The sequence below is a fragment of the Microbacterium testaceum genome, from assembly GCF_003075375.1.
GTDB lineage: Bacteria > Actinomycetota > Actinomycetes > Actinomycetales > Microbacteriaceae > Microbacterium > Microbacterium testaceum_E.
Window position 1 is genome coordinate 1 of record NZ_QDFT01000028.1, and the last position, 22,714, is coordinate 22,714.

Below are 22,714 nucleotides of genomic sequence, written 5' to 3' on the forward strand. Positions count from 1 at the left end.
GCGCTATCCATGATCAACTACGTCGATGGCTGCCTGGCGTTCGCGCTTGACATCGAACCGGAATGGACCGCTGATCGAAATCAGCGGTGGCTCGATGCGCTCTACCGCCACGGCCACCCCGTCAATCGCGACGGGTAGGGTGCCACGGCCAGATGCTTTTGCTTGGTGCCCTACATCTCGCGGGTCAGCTTCACGGTCAACCGATCTGACGTTGCGGTGAGCCTGTCCGCGAACTGCATCACGGTCCGCCTAGGTCAAGGTATGCCTCAACTCGACCTGCAGTGACGGCCTCACTGAGGCGGCTGGTCGCCGATGTTGCTGTCTCGACCGCAGCGCGGGTCTCACAGTCGACACAGCGAATGGTGTTCGAGCCGCGCTCGCAGACGGCGTCCACGCCGGCTGGTGCTGAGTGCAGAGCCGGCACGTCCCGGAGGTAGCGCCTTCCGTTCGCCGCACACTTGGGGATCGCGCCGTGCGTGACGGCTGCTCCGACATTGGGCAAAACCGCCCCTCCCGCAGCTCTCAGGCGTCGACGCCGAAGGCGCGCAGCAGCGGCACGCGGGGGATCATCCGGCGCGGGCCGAGTTGGACCGTGGGGATGGTCCCGCTCTCGATACCGAGCTTGATCGTGCGGTAGTCGACGCCGACGAGCTTCGCGGCGTCCTTGATCGTCAGAGCCAGGCAATCCTGTGACCGGTTCATCGCCCTTCCTTCCTGTGAGCCAGCAGTGTCAGTCTCCCTTCGTGGCAAGGTACCACACGTGTGAGCCAAGATCGACAGTCTTCTTCGAGATTCGTCGATGACCTGGAATAGTGGGATCCATGGCAGACGTCGAGACGTACGACTTCAGCGACGAACGCATAGATCTCGGCAGTGGGGTGACGCTTCCGAAGTCCTGGCGCGCACGCGTGTCGGGTGAGCAGGACGTGCCCGGCACGATCACCGTCCGCGTGGAGTGGGATGACGTGCTGAGACGCACGGCGGTCTCCTTCGCTGCGCTCGAGCGTGAAGCGGAAGGCGTCGACATCACCAGCCAGGTGCTCCGCGAGGTGCGAACGCACTGGATCATGACGAGGTCCGCTCTCGATGTCGTCACCGTCGACGTCGGCTCTGAGGGTGGCGGCGAACGCGACCGCATTCCGGTGCGCGAGTTTCTCAGTCGAGTACGGGCGCATGAGGAGCGCGAGCCTTTGGAATCCCTCCACGCGGCGATCTCTGTCTATCGCGTCGCCACGGCAATCAGCTATCCGCCGCTCAAGCTTGTCGCCGACACCCTGCAGATCAGCCAGAGCACCGCGACCCGCCTCATGAGTCGCGCACGCGACTCGGGTCTGGCTCCCGAAGTCCGAGTTCAGGAACCCCGGCGGGCGCCGGCAGTAGACCCCTACAACCCGGGAAGATCATTCGACCCTGCGGCGCCTCACCAGGGGCCAGCTCAGCCCGGAGGCCCGTCGATCGGACGCTGAGCAGCCTGCCGGCGCTGCCGCTATACGGCCCACACCGAGCGCAACGGCGTCAGAACTTGGTCTTGAGCATAATGCTCACGAAGATCGCGTCGTGGCGTTACATGTTCAGCAATGTGCTCATTTGCTTCTCGCTGCCGTAGAGTCGATATCCAACGCTCGCCGGGCCCACATCTTGGATGCTCGCGGCCCCTCATTTTTCAGCACTCCTTGCCCGTACTTTGCCCGCAAACTGATTGCGGCACGCTGTTTTCGACGGTCGCTCAATGTTGCTTGAGTCCTCGAAGAACCGCGTAATTCCGCTGTTGTTGCCGGTTCAAGTCGTATTGAGCACTATGCTCAGTCGTGTTCAAGTCCCTCCAGGGGCACGGCAACTTCCGCTTCTGGCCGGATACTTCTTCGATAGTCAGACCACTTGCAATGTTTTCTGCCGTTTCTTTGACCGTGTCGCGTGTGATCAGGGGCCAGGGGCTGACGGACGTGCCGCCAAAGGGGCAGACCCGACATTGAACGAGGCTGCTCACGGGCTCGGCGCCTGAGAGGGCGATCGCGACGCGCAGCGAGTGCGCGCAGCGGCCGTCCGCGTCAATCCGCGGTGGCCGACGCGCTCCCGGTCACGCCGAACCGGTCGGTCAGCATGCCGAACCCGGCGCTCCACGCCGACGCTGCGAGGGGCTCGACGATCGTGGCATCCACCGTCAGGGCGTCCCAGTAGCTCTGCGGCTCGGCGACCGTGGGCGAACTGATCGAGACGAACAGCGACTGGTCGGTGATCGTCGTGTTGTTCTCGCGGTGGGTGGAGCCGGGTGCGGCGATGCCGCCCTCGGTCTGACCGGGGATGTCGTAGCCCATGATGCGGAAGCCGTTCTCGGCGGCGACGAGGCCGAAGACGACCTTGTCGGAGCCGGGGATCTCTGCTGGCATGCCGAAGTCGGCGTAGATGTTGACGACGAGGTGGCCGCCGAAGACGGACTGGTAGAACTCGAGCGCCTGGCGGGCGTCGCCGCGGAAGTTCAGGTGGGTGGTGGTCTGCACGGGCATGTCTGCTCCTCGATGAAGTGGGCCGGGATTGGCTCGTGACATCACGTTCTCAGCCGTATAGGTCGGTTTCCGTCCTAGACCACGACTACGGTCGGATGCATGGCCACGACGTCGCGATTGCTCACCCTGCTGTCGCTCCTGCAAGCGCGGCGGGACTGGCCGGGGTCGGTGTTGGCCTCGCGGTTGGATGTCAGCGATCGCACGGTGCGGCGCGACATCGATCGCCTCCGCGAGATGGGCTACAGGATCGAGACGACGATGGGCCCCGACGGGGGATACCGCCTCGACGCGGGTGCGGAGATGCCGCCTCTTCTGTTCGACGACGATCAGGCGCTCGCGGTCGCGATCGCGCTGCGCGCGGCGCCCGCCTTGGGTGCCGACATCGGCGAGGCGGCGGTGCGCGCCCTAGCCACGATGCGGCAGGTGCTGCCGTCGCGGCTGCGGCATCGGCTGGACGCGGTCGACGTGACGACGGTGGGCCGCCCCGGAGAAGCGCCGGTCGCTACCGTTCCGCTCGACGGGTTGCTGACGCTCGCGCAGGCTGTGCGCGACCGGGTAACGGTGCGCTTCGACTACCTGCCGCGGGACGACGGAGAGCCTCAGCCCCGGCGGATCGAGCCGCATCACCTCGTGGCATCCCACGGTCGGTGGTATCTGCTCGGATGGGATCTCGACCGGGAAGACTGGCGGCTCTTCTCGGCGGATCGCTTGCGACCCCGGGCGCCACACGGCGCACCGTTCGCGCCGCGGGTCGTGCCGGGCGGGGACGTCGACGCGTTCGTCTCGGCGCGGTTCAAGGGGGCGGACACGAACGAGTGGCCCTGCCGCGGGACGGTGCTGCTGCACGCGCCGGCGCGGGACGTGCTGCCGTTCGCGGGGGACGGCATCGTGACCGCCATCGACGACGAGCGCTGCACCCTGGAGGTGGGGTCGTGGTCGTGGGGTGCACTCGCCGCGTCGTTCGGGCGGTTCGAGATGGCGATGGAGGTCGTCGGGCCGCCGGCGCTAGCGGAGGCGTTCGCTGTGCAGGCCGAGCGGTTTGCGCGTGCGGCATCCGTGGCGTCCGCCAGAAACTCCGGAGCGTCGCATGAGTAACTCCGCCCGCCGCAGCCATTCGTCGCGCCTCGGACGAATATCGCAGTCCTCGAGTGTGAGATGCTGCCCCGTACCGCAACAGGGGCATGGGGAAGTGGGACCAGTGGGCATATCGACGTCAACGACGACAACGGGTGGTGCGCGATGAGTGACCTAGAGCGGCGAGCGGAAGAGTTCGACGACGTGGAAGTCATCAGCGACGGTGACGGGCTGGTGTTCGTAGGCGAACCCACGCAGGTGGCAAAATTCGTCGCCGCGGCTGGGTTGCCGTCGACATCGTTCGACATCGCGAAACTGACCCCCTCGGCTGCCGCGGGAGCCGCCGTCTTAAACGCAGCAGCTGATATCTCCGCGAACGCTGGCCGGTGGGTAAAGCTCACGGAAGAGTCAGCCAAGGCGGCACAACTCCTGCCTGTGGTGCAGAACTCGAGCACGAAATTCTGGCACGCGACAACGCGCGGTGACAAAGGTCAGTTCGTGAAGAACCTGCAATTCGTCACCAAGCCGGGATCTCCGCTGGCCAAGCCCGGGGCCCTTTTGACGAGTCCCGCGATCCTGGCCGGCGTCGGCGGCATCATGGCGCAGTACGCCATGCAGCAGACGATGGAGGAGATCACTGACTATCTCGCCAAGATCGACGCCAAGGTCGACGATGTCCTCCGTGCGCAGAAAGACGCTGTGCTCTCAGACATGATCGGCGTCGAGATGTTGATCGACGAGGCCATTGTCGTTCGAGACACGGTCGGGAGGGTGTCAGAGGTCACATGGTCGAAGATCCAGAACTCAGCCTCGACCATCGCCCGCACCCAGGCCTACGCCCTGCGGCAGCTTGACGCTATCGCCGACAAGATCGAGCGGACGGCGAAGATCGGCGATCTGGCTGACCTGGCGAAAGAGGCGCAATTGTCAGTTGAGGAGTGGCTGGGCGTGGTCGCCAAGTCCTTCCATTTGCAAGAAGCTCTCGGAATGCTCGAGCTCGAACGCGTACTCACGGCTTCGCCAGAGGAGATCGATGAGCACCGCCTTGCGCTACAGACGGCACGCCAGCGGCGCCGCGACGTCATCGTTCAGACAACTCGTTCGCTGTTGACTCGAATGGACGCGGGAGCAGAGCGCGCCAACGCAAAAGTGCTGCTTAATCCCTTCTCCGCCGGAGCGGTCGTGCAGGCCCGGAACCAAGTGGCGGAGGGCCTCGGCGAGTTTCACGCGCGCTTGGGACTCGCCGGGCAACAGAGCGCCGTCGAGGCGCGCAGCTGGGTCAGTGCAGCGGTAGATGCGCGGGACGATGTTCTCGAAGCCGGTGCGGACGGGGCGCAGGCCGTCGGCCGCTTCAGCGGAGAGGCCATCGAAAACGCGCGCCAGTCTGCCGGTCGCTGGGCCGAGAAACTGGCGAAGCGTCTGCAGCGAGAAGACGATGCTTCGGATGATGAAGGCCGCCCACCGTCCGGCGCGATCAGCAGCTGAGCGCAAACACAGCACGCGAGCCGGAACACTTGAATCAGCCTCTCCGCTACGCCATCAACCTCACCCTCGACGGCTGCGTCCACCACGAAGCGGGCCTGCCGCCGGATGCCGAGTCCATGGCGTTCTGGACCGACGAGCTGCGCCGCTCCGACACCCTGCTCTACGGCCGCGTCACCTACGAGCTGATGGAGGGCGCCTGGCGCCGGCCCGAGTCGGGGGAGTGGCCGGACTGGATGGATGCCAGCGAGATCGCGTTCGCAGAGGTGATGGATCCGATGCGGAAGGTCGTGGCATCCGGGACTCTCGACGCCGTCGACTGGAACGCCGAGCTTGTCCGGGGGGATGCGGTTGAGGCTGTTCGGCGGCTCAAGGAGGAACCGGGGCGAGGGATCGCGCTTGGTGGGGTGAAGCTCCCTGCGGCGCTCGCGGCGGAGGGGCTCATCGACGAGTTCACGTTCGTGGTGCATCCGGTGATTGCGGGGCGAGGGCCGCGGTTGCTCGAGGGCGTGCGGGATCAGCTCAGCCTGAAACTCGTGGAGCTCGAGAAGCTGGCGTCGGGCGCGACTGTGCAGCGTTATCGGCCGACGGAGCAAGATTGAGGTTCGAGAACAAGATTGAGGTTCGAGAAAAGGAGGGGGTTCGGATGCGATGGGTGAGCTTCACGGACCGTTATGGGGCGCAGGATCGCGACGACATCGCGCTCGACCGTCTCGCGGAGCTGCTGGCGACGATCGCCGTCTTTGACGGGGACGACGAGCACCGCAGCATCTCGGTGTCCGACTCGGACGCGTGGAATCTCGAGTTCTACCCGGATTGGCTGCTCTTCGAGAACGTCGAGGTCGGTGGCGGAGAAGTCGGGCGCCTGCGGGGGCTGAGCGATAAGGAACGTCTCGAGATTGCCGACGAATTCATACGGGGGGATTTCGACGCATTGCGGGCGCGGCCCTGGGGGAGCTGACCGACCCTGCGGGGCGTTGGTCCCTGTGCGCGAGTAGCGAGCGCGTCAATCAGCGTGCCGGGCGGAACCGGCGGATGGTGGCCAACTGTCCCAGATCGAATCGTCGCAGCACAGCGATCGCTTTATCTGACGTGAGAAGGCCCGCCTGGCCCTCCAACTGAGAGAAGTCGTCGGTGCCGAACGTCCCCGTCACGTCGAAACAGACAAGCTCAGGGAGCTGTTTGCCTTCGAAAGCCCCGAGCTCTTCCATCTGCGGGTCGAACGACAGGGTGAAATCGCGCTCGCGAAGACCGCTGAACGGACGTAGCTGCTCAGCGAGGTGGGGCGTTGCAAAGTAGATGCCGTACGTCGTGGTGAAGTCCGGGATGGGCAGCTCGTAGAGCGTCAGGTCGATGCGGCGGAACGGCTTACGGCCCTGACCCAGAGATGCTGGATCGTGGTCAAGTTCAGCATCTTCGCCGAAGCCGAATGGCACTTCGAGTGAAACGACGTAGAAGCGCGGACCGAAAAGGCGCATTACGGTCTCACCCGGCCGCCGGGTTGAGCGCGTCAGTCAGCCATCCGGCGCAGGTCCTCATGCCGTCAGGCTAACCGGGGATGCTCGCGGTCGACATGCACAATGGGGCGACGCCGCTGTCGCGACGTCGCCCCATTGGCATCCGGAACTCAGTCCTGAAGGAACGGGTAATCCGTATACCCGCGCTCATCCGGCCCGTAGACCGAGGCCTGGTCGACCTCGTTCTCGTCGGCGCCCTGCTCCCAACGGGTCACCAGGTCGGGGTTGGCGATGGCGGGGCGACCGACGGCCACAAGATCGGCGATGTCGTTCTCGACGGCCGAGACGGCCTCGTCGCGCGTGGTCATGCTCGAGAAGCCCGAGTTGACGATGAACGTGCCGCCGAAGGCGCGGCGCAGGTCCTGAATCAGGTCGCTCGCGGGGTCGGCGTGCAGCACGCTCAGGTACGCCAGGCCCAGGGGCGCGAGGCCGGCGATGAGGGCCTCGTAGGTGGCGCGGGTCTCGGCGTCGTCCTTCTCCCAGACGTCCTGGATGTTGTGCGCGGGAGAGATGCGGATGCCGACACGGTCGGCGCCCACCTCGGCCACGACGGCGCGGGCGACCTCGATGACGAAGCGCGCGCGGGCCTCGGGCGAACCACCGTAGCCGTCGGTGCGCTGGTTCGACGCGGGCGAGAGGAACTCGTGCAGCAGGTACCCGTTGGCGCTGTGCAGCTCGACGCCGTCGATGCCGGCATCCACTGCCCGTCGAGCGGCCTTGACGAACTCGTCGCGGACCGTGGCCAGCTCGTCGGTCTCGAGGGCGTGGGGCACGGGGAACGCGACCTTCGAGCCGTCGGCGAGGCGCGTGTCACCCTCGATCGCGATCGCCGAGGGGGCGACGATGCGGTCGGTTCCGGTGATGTCGGTGTGCGTGACGCGTCCGCCGTTCATGAGCTGCATGAAGACGACGCCGCCCTCGGCGTGCACCGCGTCGGCGACCTTCGCCCACCCGGCGGCCTGCGCGTCGGTGACGATGCCCGGCTGACCCGGGTACGCCTTCGACTCAGCGCTGGGGAACACACCCTCGGTGACGAGCAGTCCGATACCCGCGCGCTGCTCGTAGTACTTCGCGACGATGGGGCCGGGGACGCCGTCCTCGCTCGCGCGCAGACGGGTCATCGGAGCGAGCGAGACGCGGTTGCGCACGCCGATGCTTCCGACGGTGGTGGGGGTGAAGAGGCTCACGGGTGTCCTTTCGTGGGGGAACAAGGGCCACGTCACCCAACAGGGGGCGACGGCTGCCTATTCCACCGGGACGACCTGCGACGGCGAGACGGCTTGACGGGGCGTGCACCTCACCGGCGGGCGCGGCGGGCGAGAGCGGTCGAGAAGATGACCGTCGTCGCGATGCCCGTGACAACCACGACCCCGGCGAGCGTCGTCAGCCAGGCCGGCGCCGAGCCGAGTGGTTGCCAGCCGGCCACCCCGACGATGATCAGAGCGACGCCGACGAGGCAGAGAGCCGCGCCGGTGACGCTTCCGGCGCGCAGCGCGTTGCGGGACAGCTGCATGATCGTCCTCCAGACGGTATCGAGTGGGGGCCGACCGCTGTACTTCGTGCAGAGGTTCCTCCGCGTCTTCAACGCTCGTCCGTCGCGCGCGCGAAGTCCATCCTCTTCAGCAGGCTCGTCAGGACTTCCGATGCTCCTCGCGGCGACCATCGTGCCAGAGCCCGCGGGCCGCGAAGAGGGGCTCGCGGACGAGCGGCCCGGACGCCAGGCTGGGATGACGCGGATGCCACGACTCGACCGGAGGAACGCGCGATGACCGAGAACCCCCTCGCCCACCGGCTCGACTACACGCTCGACGAGCTCGACGACGCTGCGCTCGCGGCATCCCCCCTCGCGCTCTTCCAGCGGTGGCTCGCGGATGCGGCGGACCTTCCCGAGCCGAATGCCATGGTCGTCTCGACGGTGGATGCCGAGGCCCGCCCGACCTCGCGCACCGTGCTGCTGCGTGGGATCGACGACGACGGCGCACTGTGGTTCTTCACCAACCGGGACTCGCGCAAGGGGCGGGCGCTGGCGGGGAACCCCTCGGTCTCGATCCTGTTCCCCTGGTACGCGCTGCAGCGGCAGATCATCGTGCTCGGGACCGCCACGCCTCTGCCCGCCGAACGCGACGACGCGTACTTCGCATCGCGGCCGCGCGGATCCCAGCTGTCGGCCTGGGCGAGCCACCAGTCGGAGCCCGTGGCATCCCGTGCCGCACTTGAGCAGCAGATGGCCGAGGTGGCCGCCCGCTTCGGTGATGACCAGCCCGTGCCGCGTCCGCCGCACTGGGGCGGGTATCGGGTCGAGCCGCGCGAGATCGAGTTCTGGCAGGGGCGCCCGTCGCGGCTGCACGACCGGATCGTGTTCGTGCGGGACGGCGACGGGTGGGTGGGGATGCGGCGGCAGCCGTGACGCGTACGGGCGATCGCGCAAGGGGCGCCGCCAGAAACCGTGTGAGACGCCCCGCCCCGTAGATTCGAGACATCACGGCATCCTGAGGCCGACGTGCGGGGGTAGGCGGAACCATGGCGAAGAAGAACGCGGACGCGCGTCAGTTCGACGACAAGGCGTTCGTCGAGGCGTCGTCCGAGGCGAAGTCGCGGTACGGGCGGTTCAACCTCGCGATCGTGGGCTCGTCGGGCGTCGGCAAATCGTCGCTCGTGAACGCGGTCTTCGGTCGAGACTGGGCGAAGGTCGGCCGCGGGCTCCCGGTCACGCGGGGCGTGCACTTCTACAGCGACGACTCGCTCGGCATCTGGGACGTCGAGGGGTTCGAGATCGGCTCGCCCGTCCCTCCCGACCAGCAGCTGCGGAATCACCTGGATGCCATCGCCGCCCACCCCGGCGACCACCAGATCTCGGTCGTCTGGTACTGCGTGCGAGCCGCCGACGATCGCCTGACGCCGGCCGACATCGCCATGATCCGCGAGCTCGATGCGCGGGGGCTGCCGGTGATCCTCGTGCTGACGAAGGTCGACTGGATCAAGAACCCGATCACCGGGCACCAGGGCGTCGCGAAAGACCTCGAGGCGTTCGTCGAGTGGCTGAATGACCCGATCGACCCGAACACCGGCGAGCGGTTGCGCATCCCGTACCGGCAGGTCATCCTCACCTCCACCCGCGACAAGAACGGGAAGGGCAAGGGGCACGGCCTCGGTGACCTTGTCACGCAGACCCTCGAACTCGCCCCCGAGCGCGACAAGGACGCCTTTCGCATCGCACAGCGACTCAACCTCCCGTGGAAGAGGGAGATGGCGCGGCCGATCATCGCCGCAGCGTCCGCGGCGGCAGCGGGCGCGGCATCCGTTCCGCTTCCTGTGTCGGATGCTGTCACGCTGGCGCCGATCCAGCTGACGATGATGGGGCGTATCGCCGCGATCTACGACCTCGAGGTCAAGACGATGCTCTCGGCGGGCGCTCTCGCGCAGTTCGGCGTGCAGGTCGCGGGCCGTGCGTTGGCGACCAGCTTTCTCAAGCTCATCCCGGGCGCCGGCGTCGTCGTGAACGCCGCGGTGGCGGCGGCGCTGACCGCGGCGACCGGCGAGAGCTGGCTCAAGATCTGCGAACTGCTGCACACCGGCAAGATCGACGTGCGCAAACTCGACCAGGAGTGGGCCAAGTATGCGCCGAGCTTCATGGACGTCGCGAAGAAGCTCGTCGAGCGGCGGGTTCGCCGGGGCTGACGGAGACCATCGCCGCCCGGCCGCGCGAGGGGACTACCCGTGCGTGTCGGTCACCGCAGACGCGGGATCGGTCAGGATCACGGGGACCGACCACGACCGCGTCACCTCGGATCGACCCGCTGCCGCGAAGGCCAGCATCGCCGCACCGATCCGGCCCGCGTGCGTGCCCAACGCAGCGGTCTCGAGACGCGGGGCCTCGCGCCACGTCAGACCCGCCGACACGCGCTCGCGCAACGGTCCGAGCAACGCCTCGCCCGCCTGCGCGACACCCCCGCCCAGCACGATCACCTCGGGATCCACGAGCAGCGTCAGCGTCGTCAGACCCGCAGCCAGGGCGTCGAGTCCCTCGGACCACACGCGGGCCGCGATCGGGTCGCCGCCGACCCGGGCGATGACGCCCGCGGCATCAGGACTCTCTCCGCGCACCCCGTCGGTCGCCGCGGCGTACCGCCGCGCCAGACCCGCACCCGAGAAGTACACCTCGAGGCAGCCGCGCTGACCGCACGCGCACAATTCACCGCCCGGGACGACCGGGATGTGACCCAGCTCGCCCGCGCCCGCGATAGCGCCCTCGAGCGTCCGCCCGTCGGACGAGATCGCCGCAGCGACACCCGTGCCGATCGCGGCGAACACCACGTTGCGCGAACCCGCGGCGGCACCATACGCGAGCTCGGCCGCCCCTGCCGCGCGCACGTCGTGGGCGACCGCGACCGGCAGGCCAATCGCCTCCGAAAGGAGCTGCGCGAGCGGAAGATCCGTCCACCCGAGCGTCGAGGCGTAGCGAACGGTGCCGGTGGCACTGTCGATCAGGCCGGGACTGACCACGCCCGCCCCCACCACCGAGCGACCCGACTCCCGCGCCCCCGCGATGAGGTCGGTCAGCAGACCGGCGATACGCGTGACCGTCTCGGCTCCCGACCCGCCCGTCGCGACCCGCGCACTGCGCAGCACATGACCGTCGGTGTCGACGAGTGCGCCCTTGGCCGAGGTGCCGCCGATGTCGACGGCGACCACGGCCGGCCGCGACGCGCGCGGACTCTCGGCCACGGCCAGGACCGTCTCGCGAACCAGTGACTCATCGGTCTCGAGATGGCCTCGACCCGATGCGACCTGCGCGCGCAGGTGCACCTCGCGCGCGCCCGTCCGCGCGACCAGCGCCGAGACATTGTGCGCCCGGACCGACCCGCCGACCAGGACCGCCGGCATCCGTCGTCCACTCGACCGCGCGACGAGGGCGGTGAGCACCTCGGCTCCCTCGTGGGCGGTGGCCGCCCCACCCGAGGTCAGCACCCGAACGACGCCGTGATGCGCGAGCGTCTCGTACGCCGCGAACAGGTCGGCGGCGTCATCGAACGCCTTGTGGAACGTCACCGGCACCGTGCCGGCGGCGGCGCGGATCGCCTCGAGCGCCGACTCGTCGACACGGCCGTCGGCGGTGAGAGCGCCGAAGACGATCCCCACCGGCACGCGACTGGATTGCGCCAGCGCGGCGATCGCGCGGGCATCGGCGCTCATGACGCGCACCTCGTCGTCGGAATAGACGAAGTCGCCGCCGCGCGCGCGGACCATGACCTGTACGCCCACGCGCTCGACCGCGGCCAGGACCGACTCGATCATCCCGACGCTGGGCGTCGTGCCGCCCTCGACGAGGTCGGCGCAGAGCTCGACGCGATCGGCCCCCGCGCGCTCGGCGGCGAGCACGCCCGCGAGGTCATCGACGCAGATCTCGACGAGCGCATGCGTCGTCGCGGGAGAGGTCACGGAGAGGGATGCCGGGTCTGCGGCGGTCGTCACGGTGCGGCGCTCGCTGCCGAGGCGTCGACCCATGCGCGCACGTCGCGGCCGACCTCGATCGAGCCGACGGGCACACCGCCGCCCAAGATCGGCAGGTCGACGAGGTCGCCGGCCGCGGAGACGTCCGCCCCGAGGGCCTCGAGAACGCGAAGGGCGACGAGCGTGGTCGCACGGGGGTTGCCGTCGAGGATCTTCATCGACACCGCGGCGCCGTCCGCCGTGGCCATGCCGATCACGCCCTCGGCGCCGCCCTTCGACAGCAAACCCGGCACCCGCAGCATCGCGTCGGTGTTTGCGTGGTGATCCCCGCCGACGAAACGGGGGAAGGAGCGCATGGCATCCGCCACCCTCCGCTCCGGCGTCCCGGGGTCCGCCGTCACGAGGGCGCGGAAGATCCGGGCGATGCCGAGGGGAGAAACGCTGAACAGGGGAGCACCGCAGCCGTCGACGGCGTCGTACGCCACTTCATCGCCCGACAGGCGCTCGAGAGTCGATCGCACGAGTCGCTGCAGGGGGTGCGCGGGGTCGAGATAGGATGCGGTGTCCCACCCGTTGACCGCACAGGCCAGCAGCATCGCCGCGTGCTTGCCCGAACAGTTCATGCGCACGCGGGTCCGATGCTCGCCGTCGCGGATCAGGCGTTCGCGCGTGGGCTCGTCCTCGGGCCAGTCGACCGGACACGCGAGAGCACCCTCGTCGAGACCCGCGCGTGCCAGCAGGTCGCGTACGACGTCGACGTGGACGTCCTCACCGGTATGACTGCCCGCCGCGATGGCGAGGTCGGCTCCGTCGAGGTCGGCACCTGCGAGAAGGCACGCAAGGGCCTGCACCGGCTTGACCGTCGAGCGGGGCAGGATCTGCTGACCGCTGCCCGACTGCCACGCGACGGAGCCGTCGGCGGCCAGAGCGGCGATCGACCCGAGGTGGCGACTCTCGACGACACCCGAGCGGATGACGACGGCGAGGTCGGCCAACGGCGACGGGACAGGGGGAATGGACGTCATGGGTGACTCTTTCGATGCCGGGGCGAGCGGGCGGGTTCAGCGGTCGACGGGGGCGTTCGGCGTCGGCAGGCCCGCGGGGGCCACCGCGGCGGACGCCGCGAGACTGCGGCGACCGGGGCGCTTCTGCAAGCGGGCGGCCAGCCCCGACAGGCTGCCGTTGAGAGCGAGGAAGATCACGGTCACGACGACGAAGGTCTGAATGAGCAGGCCGTTGAAGCTCGACAGAACCTGTCCGCGGTACAGCAGCTCGGTGAACGCGACGATGTAGCCCAGCGAGGTGTCCTTGAGCAGGCTGACCAGCTGCACCACGAGCGAGGGGGCGACGAAGCGCAGCGCCTGCGGCAGGACCACCTTGCGGTCGACCTGCCAGCGGGTCATCCCCAGGCTCAGGCCCGCCTCGGTCTGCCCGCGGGGCAGGGCGAGCACACCCGCGCGGATGATCTCGGCGAAAGCCGCGGCGTTGGCGATCGTCAGGGGGATGACGAGCTTCCAGAGCACCGGGAAATTCAGGCCGAGCTGGGGAAGGCCGAACAGCATCAGGTAGATCAGCAGCAGCACGGGAACCGTGCGGGCGATCTCGATGTACGCGGTGCAGATCCCGCTGATCCACCGGACCCGGCTCAGTCGTCCAAGAGCGAGGATGAGGCCGAGAACGAAACCGAAGACGGCGGTGAGAGCAGCGGCCTGCAGGGTGCCGAGCAGCCCGACGCCGAGGTACTCCCAGATCGCGATGTCGAGGAAGGGCAGCCACCGGTCGCTGTCGAGCTGACCCTTCGACGCGAACTGCACGAGGGCGAGGGTGATCAGGCCCAGGATGACGAGGGCGCTGACGAACGACCAGATGAGGATCCGGCGACGGGTGCGGGGACCGGGCTCGTCGTAGAGCGAAAAGGGGGAGGTCATCGGCGGATCCTCAACTTCTTCTCGAGACGACCGGCCGTGAGGCCGATCGCCAGCGCGAGCACCATGTAGACGAGCCCCGCCGCGGTGAAGATCAGGATGGGCTGAGCCTCGACCAGATTGAGCTTGTTGGCCGCGCTCGTCAGCTCGACGACGCCCACCGCGGCGGCCAGGGCGGTGTTCATCGTCAGAGCGATCATGACGTTGCCGATCGGCTGGACCGCGGCCCGCAGCGACTGGGGGATGACGAGCACGCGCAGGGTCTGACCGAGCGAGAAGCCCAGCGCGCGGCTGGCCTCGATCTCGCCCCGGCTCACCGTATTGACGCCGCTGCGCACGGCCTCGGCCACGTACGCGGCTTCGTACAGGGTGAGCACGATGATCGCCGTCGGCGTCAGGGGCAGCAGGAATCCGGCATCCGGCAGGGCGAACACCGCCAGCACGAGGAGCACCAGAAGCGGGACGTTGACGAAGAACTGCACGTACGCGAAGGCCGCCCAGCGCAACACCGGCACCGGGCTGATGCGCGCGGCGGTGACGAGCGTGCCCAGCAGGATCGAGCCGACGCCGGCCGAGACGGCCAGCAGGATCGTCGTGCCGAGCGCTTGCGCGATCGGCCCGGCGCTCGAGACGAAGAAGTCCATGGGGTCCTCAGGGGAGCGGAAGGGGAACGGAAGGCCGGCGCCCGCGATGTGCGGGACGGGCGCCGGCCGGTCGGGGGCTCAGGAGCCGGGGACGCTGCCGATCGCGGGAGGAGTCGGAGCGCTCGACTCGACCGCCTCGCCGAGCGTGGCATCCCAGATCTTCGCCCAGGAGCCGTCCTTCTGGATCTTCTCGAGCCAGTCGTTGATGAACGACTTGAACTGCGCGTCGTCCTTCTTCAGGCCGATGCCGTAGGCCTCGCTGGTGAAGGGCTGACCCACGACCTTGATGCTCTTGTCGTCGATCGCGTGGCTCGCCAGCAGCGTGAAGTCCTGCACATACGCGTCGCCGCGACCCTGCTGAAGGGCCTGGAGGGCCTGCGGGTCGGTGCCGAAGCTGACGACGTCCGCCGTGGGCTGCTTCTCGGGCACGGCGGTGACGGCCGGGGTGTTCGCCCCGACGATGACGGTCTTGCCGCCGAGGTCGTCGATGCCGTTGATGTCGGTGTTGTCGCTGCGCACGGCCACGGCCAGACCCGACTCGAGGTAGGGGCCCGCGAAGTCGACCTGCTCGGCGCGCTTCTCGGTGATCGTGTACGTGTTGAACACGACGTCGACGGTGCCGTTGGCGAGAAGGGCCTCGCGGGTCTCGGAAGCGGGCGGGACGATCTCGACGTTCGGCTCGCCGAGGATGTAGATCGCCAGCATCTTGGCGAGGTCGGCGTCGAAGCCCTGCACGTCCTCGGGGTTGGTGGGGTCCTGCTGCGAGAGCAGGGGAGCGTCCAGGGCCTCGGCGACGATCAGCTTTCCGCGGGCCTTGATCTTGGCCATCGTCGAGTCCGCGATGAGCGCGGCGGCGTCGGCGACGGGCGCGTTCGCGTAGACCTCGTCGAGGCTGCTCGCCTGTGCCGAGGCGCTGGGGTCGGATCCGGGGACGGCCGCGGTGCCGGACGAGCACGCGGACAGCGCCGCGACCGTGGCCGCGGACGCCAAGAGGACGAGGCCTCGGCGAAGGATCGAGCGAGAGGAGATCACGGGTACTGCCTTTCGTTTGCGGGTGCGTGCGGACCGAGCCGCATCGGGACGGGGGATGTCAGTGGGCGAGGATCTTCGACAGGAACGCCCGCGCGCGGTCGCTCTCTGCGCGGGTGAAGAACCGCTCGGGGGTGGTGTCTTCGACGATGCGGCCGTCGTCCATGAAGACGATGCGGTCGGCGGCGCGCCGGGCGAAGCCCATCTCGTGCGTGACGACGACCATCGTCATTCCCTCTTCGGCGAGCGAGGTGATGACGTCGAGGACCTCGCTGACCATCTCGGGGTCGAGGGCCGAGGTCGGCTCGTCGAAGAGCATGAGCTTGGGCTTCATCGCCAGCGCGCGGGCGATGGCGGCGCGCTGCTGCTGACCTCCGCTGAGCTCGCCGGGGAAACGGTCGGCCTTGTCGGCGATGCCGACGCGATCGAGCAGGGCGAGACCCTCTTCGCGGGCCTTCTTCAGGGGCACCTTCGACACGATCCGCGGGGCGAGGGCGACGTTGTCGAGAACCGTGCGGTGCGCGAACAGGTTGAAGGACTGGAAGACCATGCCCACCTCGGCGCGCAGGTCGGCGAGCTCCCGCCCCTCGCTCGGCAGCGGCACACCATCGATCGTGATGGTGCCCGAGGTGATGGTCTCGAGGCGGTTGAGGCACCGGCAGAGGGTCGACTTGCCCGAGCCCGAGGGGCCGACGATGACGACGACCTCGCCGCGTGCCACGTCGAGGTCGATGTCTTTCAGGACATGGTGGTCGCCGAAGTGCTTCTGCACCTCACGGACCGCGACCAGGGGTGCGGAGGGGGACGCGGGCGTCGACACGGGGGTGGATCCTTCCCGCGGACTCGCCGCGATATCGGGATGGCCGACGCGGCTGATGATTTCCGCGTCTTCGGTGAAATCAAACTAACGATGCCATGTTACAGAGATAATTCGAGACAGATACTCCAAGTTTGGATTAAGCTACGGGTGTGCAGCCCATCTCCGCCGCCCTGCCGATGTTCAGCTCCCAGACCCTCGCGGTCCTGACCCCGCTGCGCACGGGCGCCGCGCGATCGCGTGCCGAACTCGCCGCCCACACCGGCCTTTCGCCCTCGACCGTGTCGGCGCGCGTGGATCCGCTGATCGCAGCCGGGGTCATCGTCGAAGACGGCACCGACGATTCGCGCGGCGGGCGTCGTCCGCGCCGCCTCGCCATCCGCGGCGATCTCGGTACGGTCGCCAGCATCGACCTCGGCGTCGAGCGCAGCACTATCGGCCTCGTCGACTACGCCGGCACCGCGCTCGGCCACCGGCATCTCGTGCTGGACCCGACCGAGGGCCCGGATGCCATCCTGCGCCGCGTCGCCCGAGAACTCGACGCGCTGGCGACGGCGACCGGCGGCCTCGCCCTGACCGGCGCGGCGATCGCGCTGCCCGGGCCGGTCTCGGCGCAGACCGGCCGCCTGGTCGCGCCCTCGCGCATGCCCGGATGGCACGACGTCGACGTCGCCGCCCTTCTCAGCGCTGCCCTCGGGGTGCCCGCGCTCGCCAGCAACGACGCCAACTGCATGGCCGTCGGCGAACTCGTCGGGGGCGACGCCGAGGCCCTCAACCAGGTGTTCATCAAGGCCGGATCCGGCATCGGCTCGGGTGTCGTCGCGGGCGGACAGCTCTACACGGGCCGCAGCGGAGCCGCCGGTGACATCAGCCACGTCACCGTCCCCGGCGCCGCCCCCGTGCCCTGCTCGTGCGGGCGCGTCGGCTGCCTCGACGCGGTCGCGAGCGGATCGGCCCTCACCCGCGCGGCCCAAGAGGCCGGCCGCGATGTGAGCGACGTCGAAACGGTGATCGACCTCGCGCGCAACGGAGACGCCCTCGCCACCGGCCTGCTCCGCGAAGCGGGCAGCATGACCGGTGGAGTCCTGGCCACCATCGTCAACTTCTTCACCCCCGACCGGCTCGTCGTCGGCGGCTCGTTGAGCGCCTCCGACGTCTTCATCGCCGCCATCCGATCCAAGCTGTGGGCCGATTGCCTGCCCATGGCGACCGAGAACCTCGAGGTGGCCGCGCCGCGCCATCCCCGGGTGGGCGGCATCCTGGGCGCCGCGCGCCTGTTCCTCGACGCGGCCTTCGGACCCGAGGCCGCCCGCTCGGCCCTGCGGATCGCCGCGCGCTCGTAGCGCCAGCGCGCTCCTCGCGCGACGGTGTCGACCCGGCACGGATGCGGGGCGGATCGCCATCCGAGCAGGGGCGCTCACCGGGTGATCGCTGAGAGGCGCCCTCGCACGGCCCTCGGCGCCCCGCCGCGTGCGACGGTGGAAGCACCATGACCGAAACCACCGCCGCCGACCGCCTGCGCGCCGCCCTCGAACACCCCGACGCCTCGGCTCGCCTGCAGGCCGCGCTCGCCGCGGGCACTCGACCCGACGACAGCTACGTCGCCGCGCTCGTCGCCCGGTGCGCGGTCGAGCCCGACTTCTTCGTGCGCGACATGCTGACGTGGGCGCTGACGCGGCACGATCCGGCGCGCGTCGTGCCGGGGCTGCTGCCCGAGGTGACGTCCGAGGTGCCGCAGGCGCGCAGCCAGGCGCTGCACACGCTGTCGAAAATCGGCGACCCCGTCGCCTTCGGAGCGATCACGCGGGCGGTGCTGCGCGATCGGCACCCCGAGGTGGCGCGGGCGGCGTGGCGGACGGCATCCGGTCTCGTGCCCGACGACGCGCACGAAGCGTTGGCTGAGGAGCTCGCCACGCAGTTCGGACGCGGCGATCACGACACCCAGCGCAGCCTGAGTCGTGCGTTCGCGGCCATCGGCGCGCGTGCCAAACCGATCGTCGAGCGGGCGGCGGCCTCGTCGTACGACGTGGTCAGCGCGCACGCGCGGGCGACGCTCATCGTGATGGACGACCCCGACACCGAGTTCGCCGAGGCGGTCGTCGAGGCGCGTCGCGTGGTGGCGCAGCGGGCGCTCGTCGGCGAGGACTGAGCGCTCTACCCCCGCCGCGTCAGCGCCGGAACCAGCACCGGCGTCCGCTCGCGGTACGCGACGTAATCAGCCCGGTCGCCCCACTTCTCGTCGGCGCGCTTCTCGAGCAGCGGGATGCCGCTGACCCGCGTGAGCAGCAGGATCACGAACACCGGCGACAGCACCGCCACCCACTGCCACCCCTGCAGCACCGGCACGGCGACGACGAACACGCCCACCCAGATGAGGATCTCGCCGAAGTAGTTGGGGTGGCGCGACCGCGACCACAGGCCGGTGCGGATGAACTCGCCCTTGTTCGCGGGGTCGGCGCGGAACGCCTGCTTCTGCAGGTCGGCGACCACCTCGATGACCATGCCCAGCAGCCAGATCACGATGCCCACGAGGGCGAAGGCGTCCAGGGGCGTGCGGGCGTCGGCATCCGCGCTCATCGCGATCCACGCGGCCGAAGCGGTCAGCGACACCCAGACGCCCTGGATCGCCCACACCTGCAGGAACCGCAGCGGCTTGGTCTTGATCTCGTCGAAGCGTCCGTCCGATCCCGAGCGGTGCACGCGCGCGAAGAGGAACGAGCCCAGCCGCGCCGCCCACACGATCACCATCGCCGCCAGGATCCAGCCGCGCGCATCCTGCGCCGGCGCGAGCAGCACGACCGCGAGCGACACCGCGATGAAGGTCAGGCTGCCGGTCAGGTCGAAGAACCGCTCGGTCCGCAGCAGCACCGCGGGGATGTACGCCGCGAATTGGATGACGAACGCCGCCGCCACCGCCAGGACGAACAGGGGGATGCCGCCCACCTGCGCCCCGCGGAACCCGCCGGCCGCGGCGAGCCCCGCGCCGATCAGCACGGCCACGATCACCACGACGACCGCCGCGCGATTCTGCTTCGCGGCGGAGCCGGTGGCGGGGGGAACGGGTGCGGTCATGATGCGGCTCCTCGGTACAGGGTCTCGATGGTGTCGGCGGCGCGGGTGAGCACCTCGCGGCGCTTGATCTTCATGGTCGGGGTGACGAGGTCGCGGTCGTCGAGGTCGGCGAGCACGAGCGTGAACCGGCGCACCTGCTCGCTGCGCGCGACCAGGGTGTTCGCTTCGTCGACGACGCGCTGCAGGCGCGCGACGAGCCGCGGCTCGTCCACCGGGCGCAGGCTCGCGGGCGTCCGCACGTCGAGCTCGACTCCGGTGGATGCCGCCCACCCGGCGGCCTGCTCGGCATCCAGGATCAGAAGGGCCGACAGGTACGGACGGTCGTCGCCGACCACGACGGCGTGCTGTACGAGCGGGTCGGCCTCGACGGCGCCCTCCCAGCGGGCGGGCACGACGGTCTTGCCGTTCGAGGTCGTGACGACGTCCTTGAGGCGCCCCTCGAGCACGAGCCGGCCGCCCTCGTCGAGGCGGCCCAGATCTCCGGTGCGGAAGAACCCGTCGACGAACGCGTCGTCGTCGTGGCGGTCATCGCGGTAGCCGGCGAAGACGCCGACGCCCCTCGCCAGCACCTCGCCCTGGTCGCTGATGCGCACGGTCGAGCCGGGGAGCGGCAGGCCCACCGTGCCCGACACGATGCGTCCGGGCAGGTTGCCGGTCAGCGGCGCGGTCGTCTCGGTCAGGCCGTATCCCTCGATGACGGGCACGCCCAGGCCGCGGAAGAACAGCGACAGCTCGCCGTCGAGGGTCGCCCCGCCCGACAGCATGTAGTCGACGCGACCGCCCATGACGGCGCGCAGGCGACGGTAGAACAGGGCGTCGAACAGCGCGTGGCGCACCCGATGACCGAACGGTACGCGGGGCGGGGTGCCGGCATCCCGCCGCTCCGCCACCCGACCGGCGGTGATCGCCGTGGCCCGGGCGCGATCCCACACGCGCGTCAGGCCCTTCGCGGCGGCCTTATCGTCCGCCGCGGCCTGGATCTTCTGCAGCACCCGCGGCACGACGACGAGGAACGTCGGCTGGAGCACCGCGAGCGTCGGCACGACCCGCGCGGGGTCGGCCAGGTGCGCGATGCGCATGCCGCTGGCGATGCAGATCAGCTGCAGGCCCCGCGCGAGCACGTGCGCGAGCGGCAGGAAGATGATCGTGTTACCGCCGGCGTGCACCACCTCGCGGTATGCCGCGGCGATGTTGAGCACCTGCCCCAGGAAGTTCGCGTGCGTCAGCACGGCCCCCTTCGGCTCGCCCGTCGTGCCCGAGGTGTACACGATCGTCGCGGGGTCGTCGTGCCCGGCGCGCGTGCGGCGGTACTCGAGCTCGTCGTCGGACACGCCCCGACCCCGCGCGACCAGGTCGTCGAGAGAGGGGATGCCGCTCCCGGCATCCATCAGCCAGATCCCGAGGGCGTCGGTCAGCGCTGCCCGCAGCAGCTCGCCGTGCACGGCGGTTCCGCCGATCGCGAGGCGCACGCGCGCGTCGGCGGCGATCGCGATGACCTGCGACGCCGACGAGGTCTCGTACACGGGCACGACCACGCCGCCCGCGAACCACGTCGCCAGGTCGGCGACGGCCCACTCGTAACGGGTGGGTGCCATGATCGCGACGGCCTCGCCCGCCGCCAGCCCCGCGGCGATCATGCCCTTCGCCAGGGCCCGCACCTCGGCGAGGAACGCCGCGGTGCTGATCGGCCTCCACTCGTCGCCGGACGCCGGCGGCACCTCGAACGCGACGTGCGCGGGGGCCTCGGTCGCCCGCCGCGCGAGCAGGTCGGTGACGTTCGCGTACGCGTCGAGAGACGCCAGAGCGGGGGTGTGCGACTCGCGCATCGGGTTCTCCCGGGATCAGCTGCGGCGCTCCGCAGAGACGCCGTGGTGCGGGCGATCGCACCACCGAGGATGTTCGGAGAGGGCGGCGGATCGGATGGGCGCCGCGCCGTCAACCCCCTGGCCGTGTTGAGGTTGCGCTCAAGGAGGGCCGGTACCGTCGATCCGGTTCGCCGCGAGGCGCCCGTTCCGGGCGCCCACCGCGCAGCTCGAGAGGAGGCGGGGACCATCAGCACGACACTGGCCCGCCCCGCCGCGGGCACGGCATCCGCTCCCCGTCCGGCTCTGCGTAACCTGCCCTCGCTCACGGGCCTCCGCTGGGCCACGGCGATGCTGATCTTCGGGCACCACCTGATGGCGGTGAACTACTTCGGCGGCAACGCCGGAGTCGCGTGGGGCGTGCTGTTCGAGGCCGGCAAGACCGGCGTCACACTCTTCTTCATCCTGTCGGGCTTCGTCCTCGCCTGGGGATACAAGCCGCAGCAGTCCGCCGGATCGTTCTGGTGGCACCGCGTGGCGCGCATCTACCCCCTGCACGTCGTGGGTGTGGGACTCGCCCTGGTGGCCGCCGCCACCCTGATCCCCGATATCCGCACCGACGGCGCAGCCCCCCTGGCCGCCAACCTGCTGCTGGTCAACGGGTGGGTGCCCGACTGGTGGCAGGCCGGCAACCCCGCCAGCTGGTCGCTGGTGTGCGAGGCGTTCTTCTACCTCGCGTTCCCGTTCCTCATCCGCCCGCTCGTTCGGCTGTCGACGCGCGGGCAGGTGATCGTCGTCGCGGTCGCCCTCGCGCTGGCGGCGCTGGCCCCGCAGATCGCCGCCTTCGCCCCGGGCGTGCTGTCGTCGGCATCCACCCCCCTGCTGCGCCTACCCGAGTTCGTGATCGGCATGAGCCTCGCGCTGCTCGTCAAGAGCGGGGCATGGATGCCGCTGCGCCTGCGCTTCGCGGTGCCCCTCGCCGTCGCCGGATACGCGTTGTCGGAAGCGCCCACCCTGCCCGGCACCGACGTGCACCCGGGCCTGGCCGCGACCGTCGGCTTCTTCGCGCTGCTGGTCGCCTCTCTCGCCGCGGCCGACGCGCACCGGGGATCCACCTTCCTCGCCCGTCCGCTCTGGCAGGAGCTCGGACGCGTGTCGTTCGCCTTCTACCTCGTGCACCTGCTGGTCATCGCGTCGGTGTCGTCGGCCTGGCCCGATGGGCACCCCGAACTGCCGTGGCGTCAGGCCGTACCGCTCGCGCTCGCCGCGTTCGGCATCGCGCTCGCGATCGCGTGGGTGCTGCACCGGGCCGTCGAGGTGCCGGCGCAGCGGTGGCTGCTGCGGTTCGACCCGGCGCGGCGGGCGACCGTCGGCGGCTGACGCCCCCACGACACGCC

Annotated in this window: 23 protein-coding genes; 10 read left to right on the top strand and 13 right to left on the bottom strand. The window is 69.6% G+C overall.

Annotation, left to right across the window (positions count from 1 at the left end; all coding sequences use genetic code 11):
• Nucleotides 1–522: 522 nt before the first annotated feature.
• Nucleotides 523–702 carry a helix-turn-helix domain-containing protein gene (locus tag DC432_RS11310; RefSeq protein ID WP_243393102.1) on the bottom strand — a complete coding sequence of 60 codons (180 nt, stop codon included), beginning with the start codon at nt 700–702 and terminating at the stop codon, nt 523–525.
• A gap of 119 nt (nt 703–821) precedes the next feature.
• Between DC432_RS11310 and DC432_RS11315 the strand changes: the two genes are divergently transcribed.
• A complete protein-coding gene (locus DC432_RS11315; RefSeq protein WP_243393103.1) occupies nt 822–1,466 on the top strand; it encodes a hypothetical protein in 645 nt (214 codons plus the stop codon).
• 582 nt (nt 1,467–2,048) lie between these two features.
• On the opposite strand, the gene DC432_RS11320 is transcribed toward DC432_RS11315, so the two are convergent.
• Nucleotides 2,049–2,504, bottom strand: coding sequence for a VOC family protein (locus DC432_RS11320; protein WP_116537983.1), 456 nt, complete (start codon nt 2,502–2,504; stop codon nt 2,049–2,051).
• A 99-nt stretch (nt 2,505–2,603) separates the two neighbouring features.
• Here DC432_RS11320 and DC432_RS11325 point away from each other — a divergent pair, with 99 nt between their 5' ends.
• The 4 genes from DC432_RS11325 to DC432_RS11340 all read left to right on the top strand — a co-directional run bounded on the left by DC432_RS11325 (nt 2,604) and on the right by DC432_RS11340 (nt 6,021).
• Nucleotides 2,604–3,599 carry a helix-turn-helix transcriptional regulator gene (locus DC432_RS11325; protein WP_116537984.1) on the top strand — a complete coding sequence of 332 codons (996 nt, stop codon included), beginning with the start codon at nt 2,604–2,606 and terminating at the stop codon, nt 3,597–3,599.
• 144 nt (nt 3,600–3,743) lie between these two features.
• Nucleotides 3,744–5,063, top strand: coding sequence for a hypothetical protein (locus tag DC432_RS11330; RefSeq protein ID WP_116537985.1), 1,320 nt, complete (start codon nt 3,744–3,746; stop codon nt 5,061–5,063).
• 29 nt (nt 5,064–5,092) lie between these two features.
• Entirely contained in the window at nt 5,093–5,662 is a 570-nt protein-coding gene (locus DC432_RS11335) for a dihydrofolate reductase family protein (RefSeq protein WP_116537986.1), read from the top strand.
• Between the two features lie 53 nt (nt 5,663–5,715).
• A complete protein-coding gene (locus DC432_RS11340; protein WP_133177926.1) occupies nt 5,716–6,021 on the top strand; it encodes a hypothetical protein in 306 nt (101 codons plus the stop codon).
• A gap of 49 nt (nt 6,022–6,070) precedes the next feature.
• Here the strand turns inward: DC432_RS11340 and DC432_RS11345 are convergent, their stop codons facing one another.
• The 3 genes from DC432_RS11345 to DC432_RS11355 form a co-directional block, all read right to left on the bottom strand.
• Complete coding sequence (locus DC432_RS11345) at nt 6,071–6,538, bottom strand: hypothetical protein (RefSeq protein WP_116537988.1); 468 nt, start codon at nt 6,536–6,538, stop codon at nt 6,071–6,073.
• Between the two features lie 149 nt (nt 6,539–6,687).
• Nucleotides 6,688–7,764 carry an alkene reductase gene (locus tag DC432_RS11350; RefSeq protein WP_116537989.1) on the bottom strand — a complete coding sequence of 359 codons (1,077 nt, stop codon included), beginning with the start codon at nt 7,762–7,764 and terminating at the stop codon, nt 6,688–6,690.
• A 110-nt stretch (nt 7,765–7,874) separates the two neighbouring features.
• The gene (locus tag DC432_RS11355) at nt 7,875–8,090 is read right to left on the bottom strand and encodes a hypothetical protein (RefSeq protein ID WP_116537990.1); all 216 of its coding nucleotides are present in this window, start codon (nt 8,088–8,090) and stop codon (nt 7,875–7,877) included.
• Nucleotides 8,091–8,342: 252 nt separating this feature from the next.
• Between DC432_RS11355 and pdxH the strand changes: the two genes are divergently transcribed.
• Nucleotides 8,343–8,984 carry a pyridoxamine 5'-phosphate oxidase gene (pdxH, locus tag DC432_RS11360; protein WP_116537991.1) on the top strand — a complete coding sequence of 214 codons (642 nt, stop codon included), beginning with the start codon at nt 8,343–8,345 and terminating at the stop codon, nt 8,982–8,984.
• A 113-nt stretch (nt 8,985–9,097) separates the two neighbouring features.
• A complete protein-coding gene (locus DC432_RS11365; protein ID WP_116537992.1) occupies nt 9,098–10,255 on the top strand; it encodes a GTPase family protein in 1,158 nt (385 codons plus the stop codon).
• Nucleotides 10,256–10,288: 33 nt separating this feature from the next.
• Here the strand turns inward: DC432_RS11365 and DC432_RS16800 are convergent, their stop codons facing one another.
• The 6 genes from DC432_RS16800 to DC432_RS11395 all read right to left on the bottom strand — a co-directional run bounded on the left by DC432_RS16800 (nt 10,289) and on the right by DC432_RS11395 (nt 16,446).
• On the bottom strand, nt 10,289–12,082 hold the full coding sequence (locus DC432_RS16800) for a copper homeostasis protein CutC (RefSeq protein ID WP_243393104.1): 1,794 nt from the start codon (nt 12,080–12,082) through the stop codon (nt 10,289–10,291).
• On the bottom strand, nt 12,046–13,053 hold the full coding sequence (locus DC432_RS11375) for an asparaginase (RefSeq protein ID WP_116537993.1): 1,008 nt from the start codon (nt 13,051–13,053) through the stop codon (nt 12,046–12,048). Before DC432_RS11375 ends, DC432_RS16800 begins: the two co-directional genes overlap by 37 nt.
• 36 nt (nt 13,054–13,089) lie before the next feature.
• Nucleotides 13,090–13,956 (bottom strand): amino acid ABC transporter permease, encoded by an 867-nt coding sequence (locus DC432_RS11380; protein ID WP_116537994.1) that lies wholly within the window; start codon nt 13,954–13,956, stop codon nt 13,090–13,092.
• A complete protein-coding gene (locus DC432_RS11385) occupies nt 13,953–14,597 on the bottom strand; it encodes an amino acid ABC transporter permease (protein WP_116537995.1) in 645 nt (214 codons plus the stop codon). The genes DC432_RS11380 and DC432_RS11385 overlap by 4 nt, the downstream gene beginning before the upstream one ends.
• Before the next feature lie 78 nt (nt 14,598–14,675).
• Complete coding sequence (locus DC432_RS11390; protein ID WP_243393105.1) at nt 14,676–15,629, bottom strand: glutamate ABC transporter substrate-binding protein; 954 nt, start codon at nt 15,627–15,629, stop codon at nt 14,676–14,678.
• Nucleotides 15,630–15,687: 58 nt separating this feature from the next.
• Entirely contained in the window at nt 15,688–16,446 is a 759-nt protein-coding gene (locus DC432_RS11395) for an amino acid ABC transporter ATP-binding protein (protein WP_279304124.1), read from the bottom strand.
• A 149-nt stretch (nt 16,447–16,595) separates the two neighbouring features.
• Between DC432_RS11395 and DC432_RS11400 the strand changes: the two genes are divergently transcribed.
• Together DC432_RS11400 and DC432_RS11405 are read left to right on the top strand one after the other, a co-directional pair.
• The gene (locus tag DC432_RS11400) at nt 16,596–17,786 is read left to right on the top strand and encodes an ROK family transcriptional regulator (RefSeq protein WP_243393106.1); all 1,191 of its coding nucleotides are present in this window, start codon (nt 16,596–16,598) and stop codon (nt 17,784–17,786) included.
• A gap of 146 nt (nt 17,787–17,932) precedes the next feature.
• Nucleotides 17,933–18,592, top strand: a complete 660-nt coding sequence (locus DC432_RS11405) for a HEAT repeat domain-containing protein (protein ID WP_116537996.1) — start codon at nt 17,933–17,935, stop codon at nt 18,590–18,592.
• A gap of 5 nt (nt 18,593–18,597) precedes the next feature.
• Here the strand turns inward: DC432_RS11405 and DC432_RS11410 are convergent, their stop codons facing one another.
• Complete coding sequence (locus tag DC432_RS11410; protein ID WP_116537997.1) at nt 18,598–19,515, bottom strand: DUF1295 domain-containing protein; 918 nt, start codon at nt 19,513–19,515, stop codon at nt 18,598–18,600.
• Nucleotides 19,512–21,341 (bottom strand): AMP-dependent synthetase/ligase, encoded by a 1,830-nt coding sequence (locus tag DC432_RS11415; RefSeq protein WP_116537998.1) that lies wholly within the window; start codon nt 21,339–21,341, stop codon nt 19,512–19,514. The genes DC432_RS11410 and DC432_RS11415 overlap by 4 nt, the downstream gene beginning before the upstream one ends.
• 69 nt (nt 21,342–21,410) lie before the next feature.
• Between DC432_RS11415 and DC432_RS11420 the strand changes: the two genes are divergently transcribed.
• On the top strand, nt 21,411–22,697 hold the full coding sequence (locus tag DC432_RS11420) for an acyltransferase family protein (RefSeq protein WP_116537999.1): 1,287 nt from the start codon (nt 21,411–21,413) through the stop codon (nt 22,695–22,697).
• The last annotated feature ends 17 nt before the right edge of the window (nt 22,698–22,714 follow it).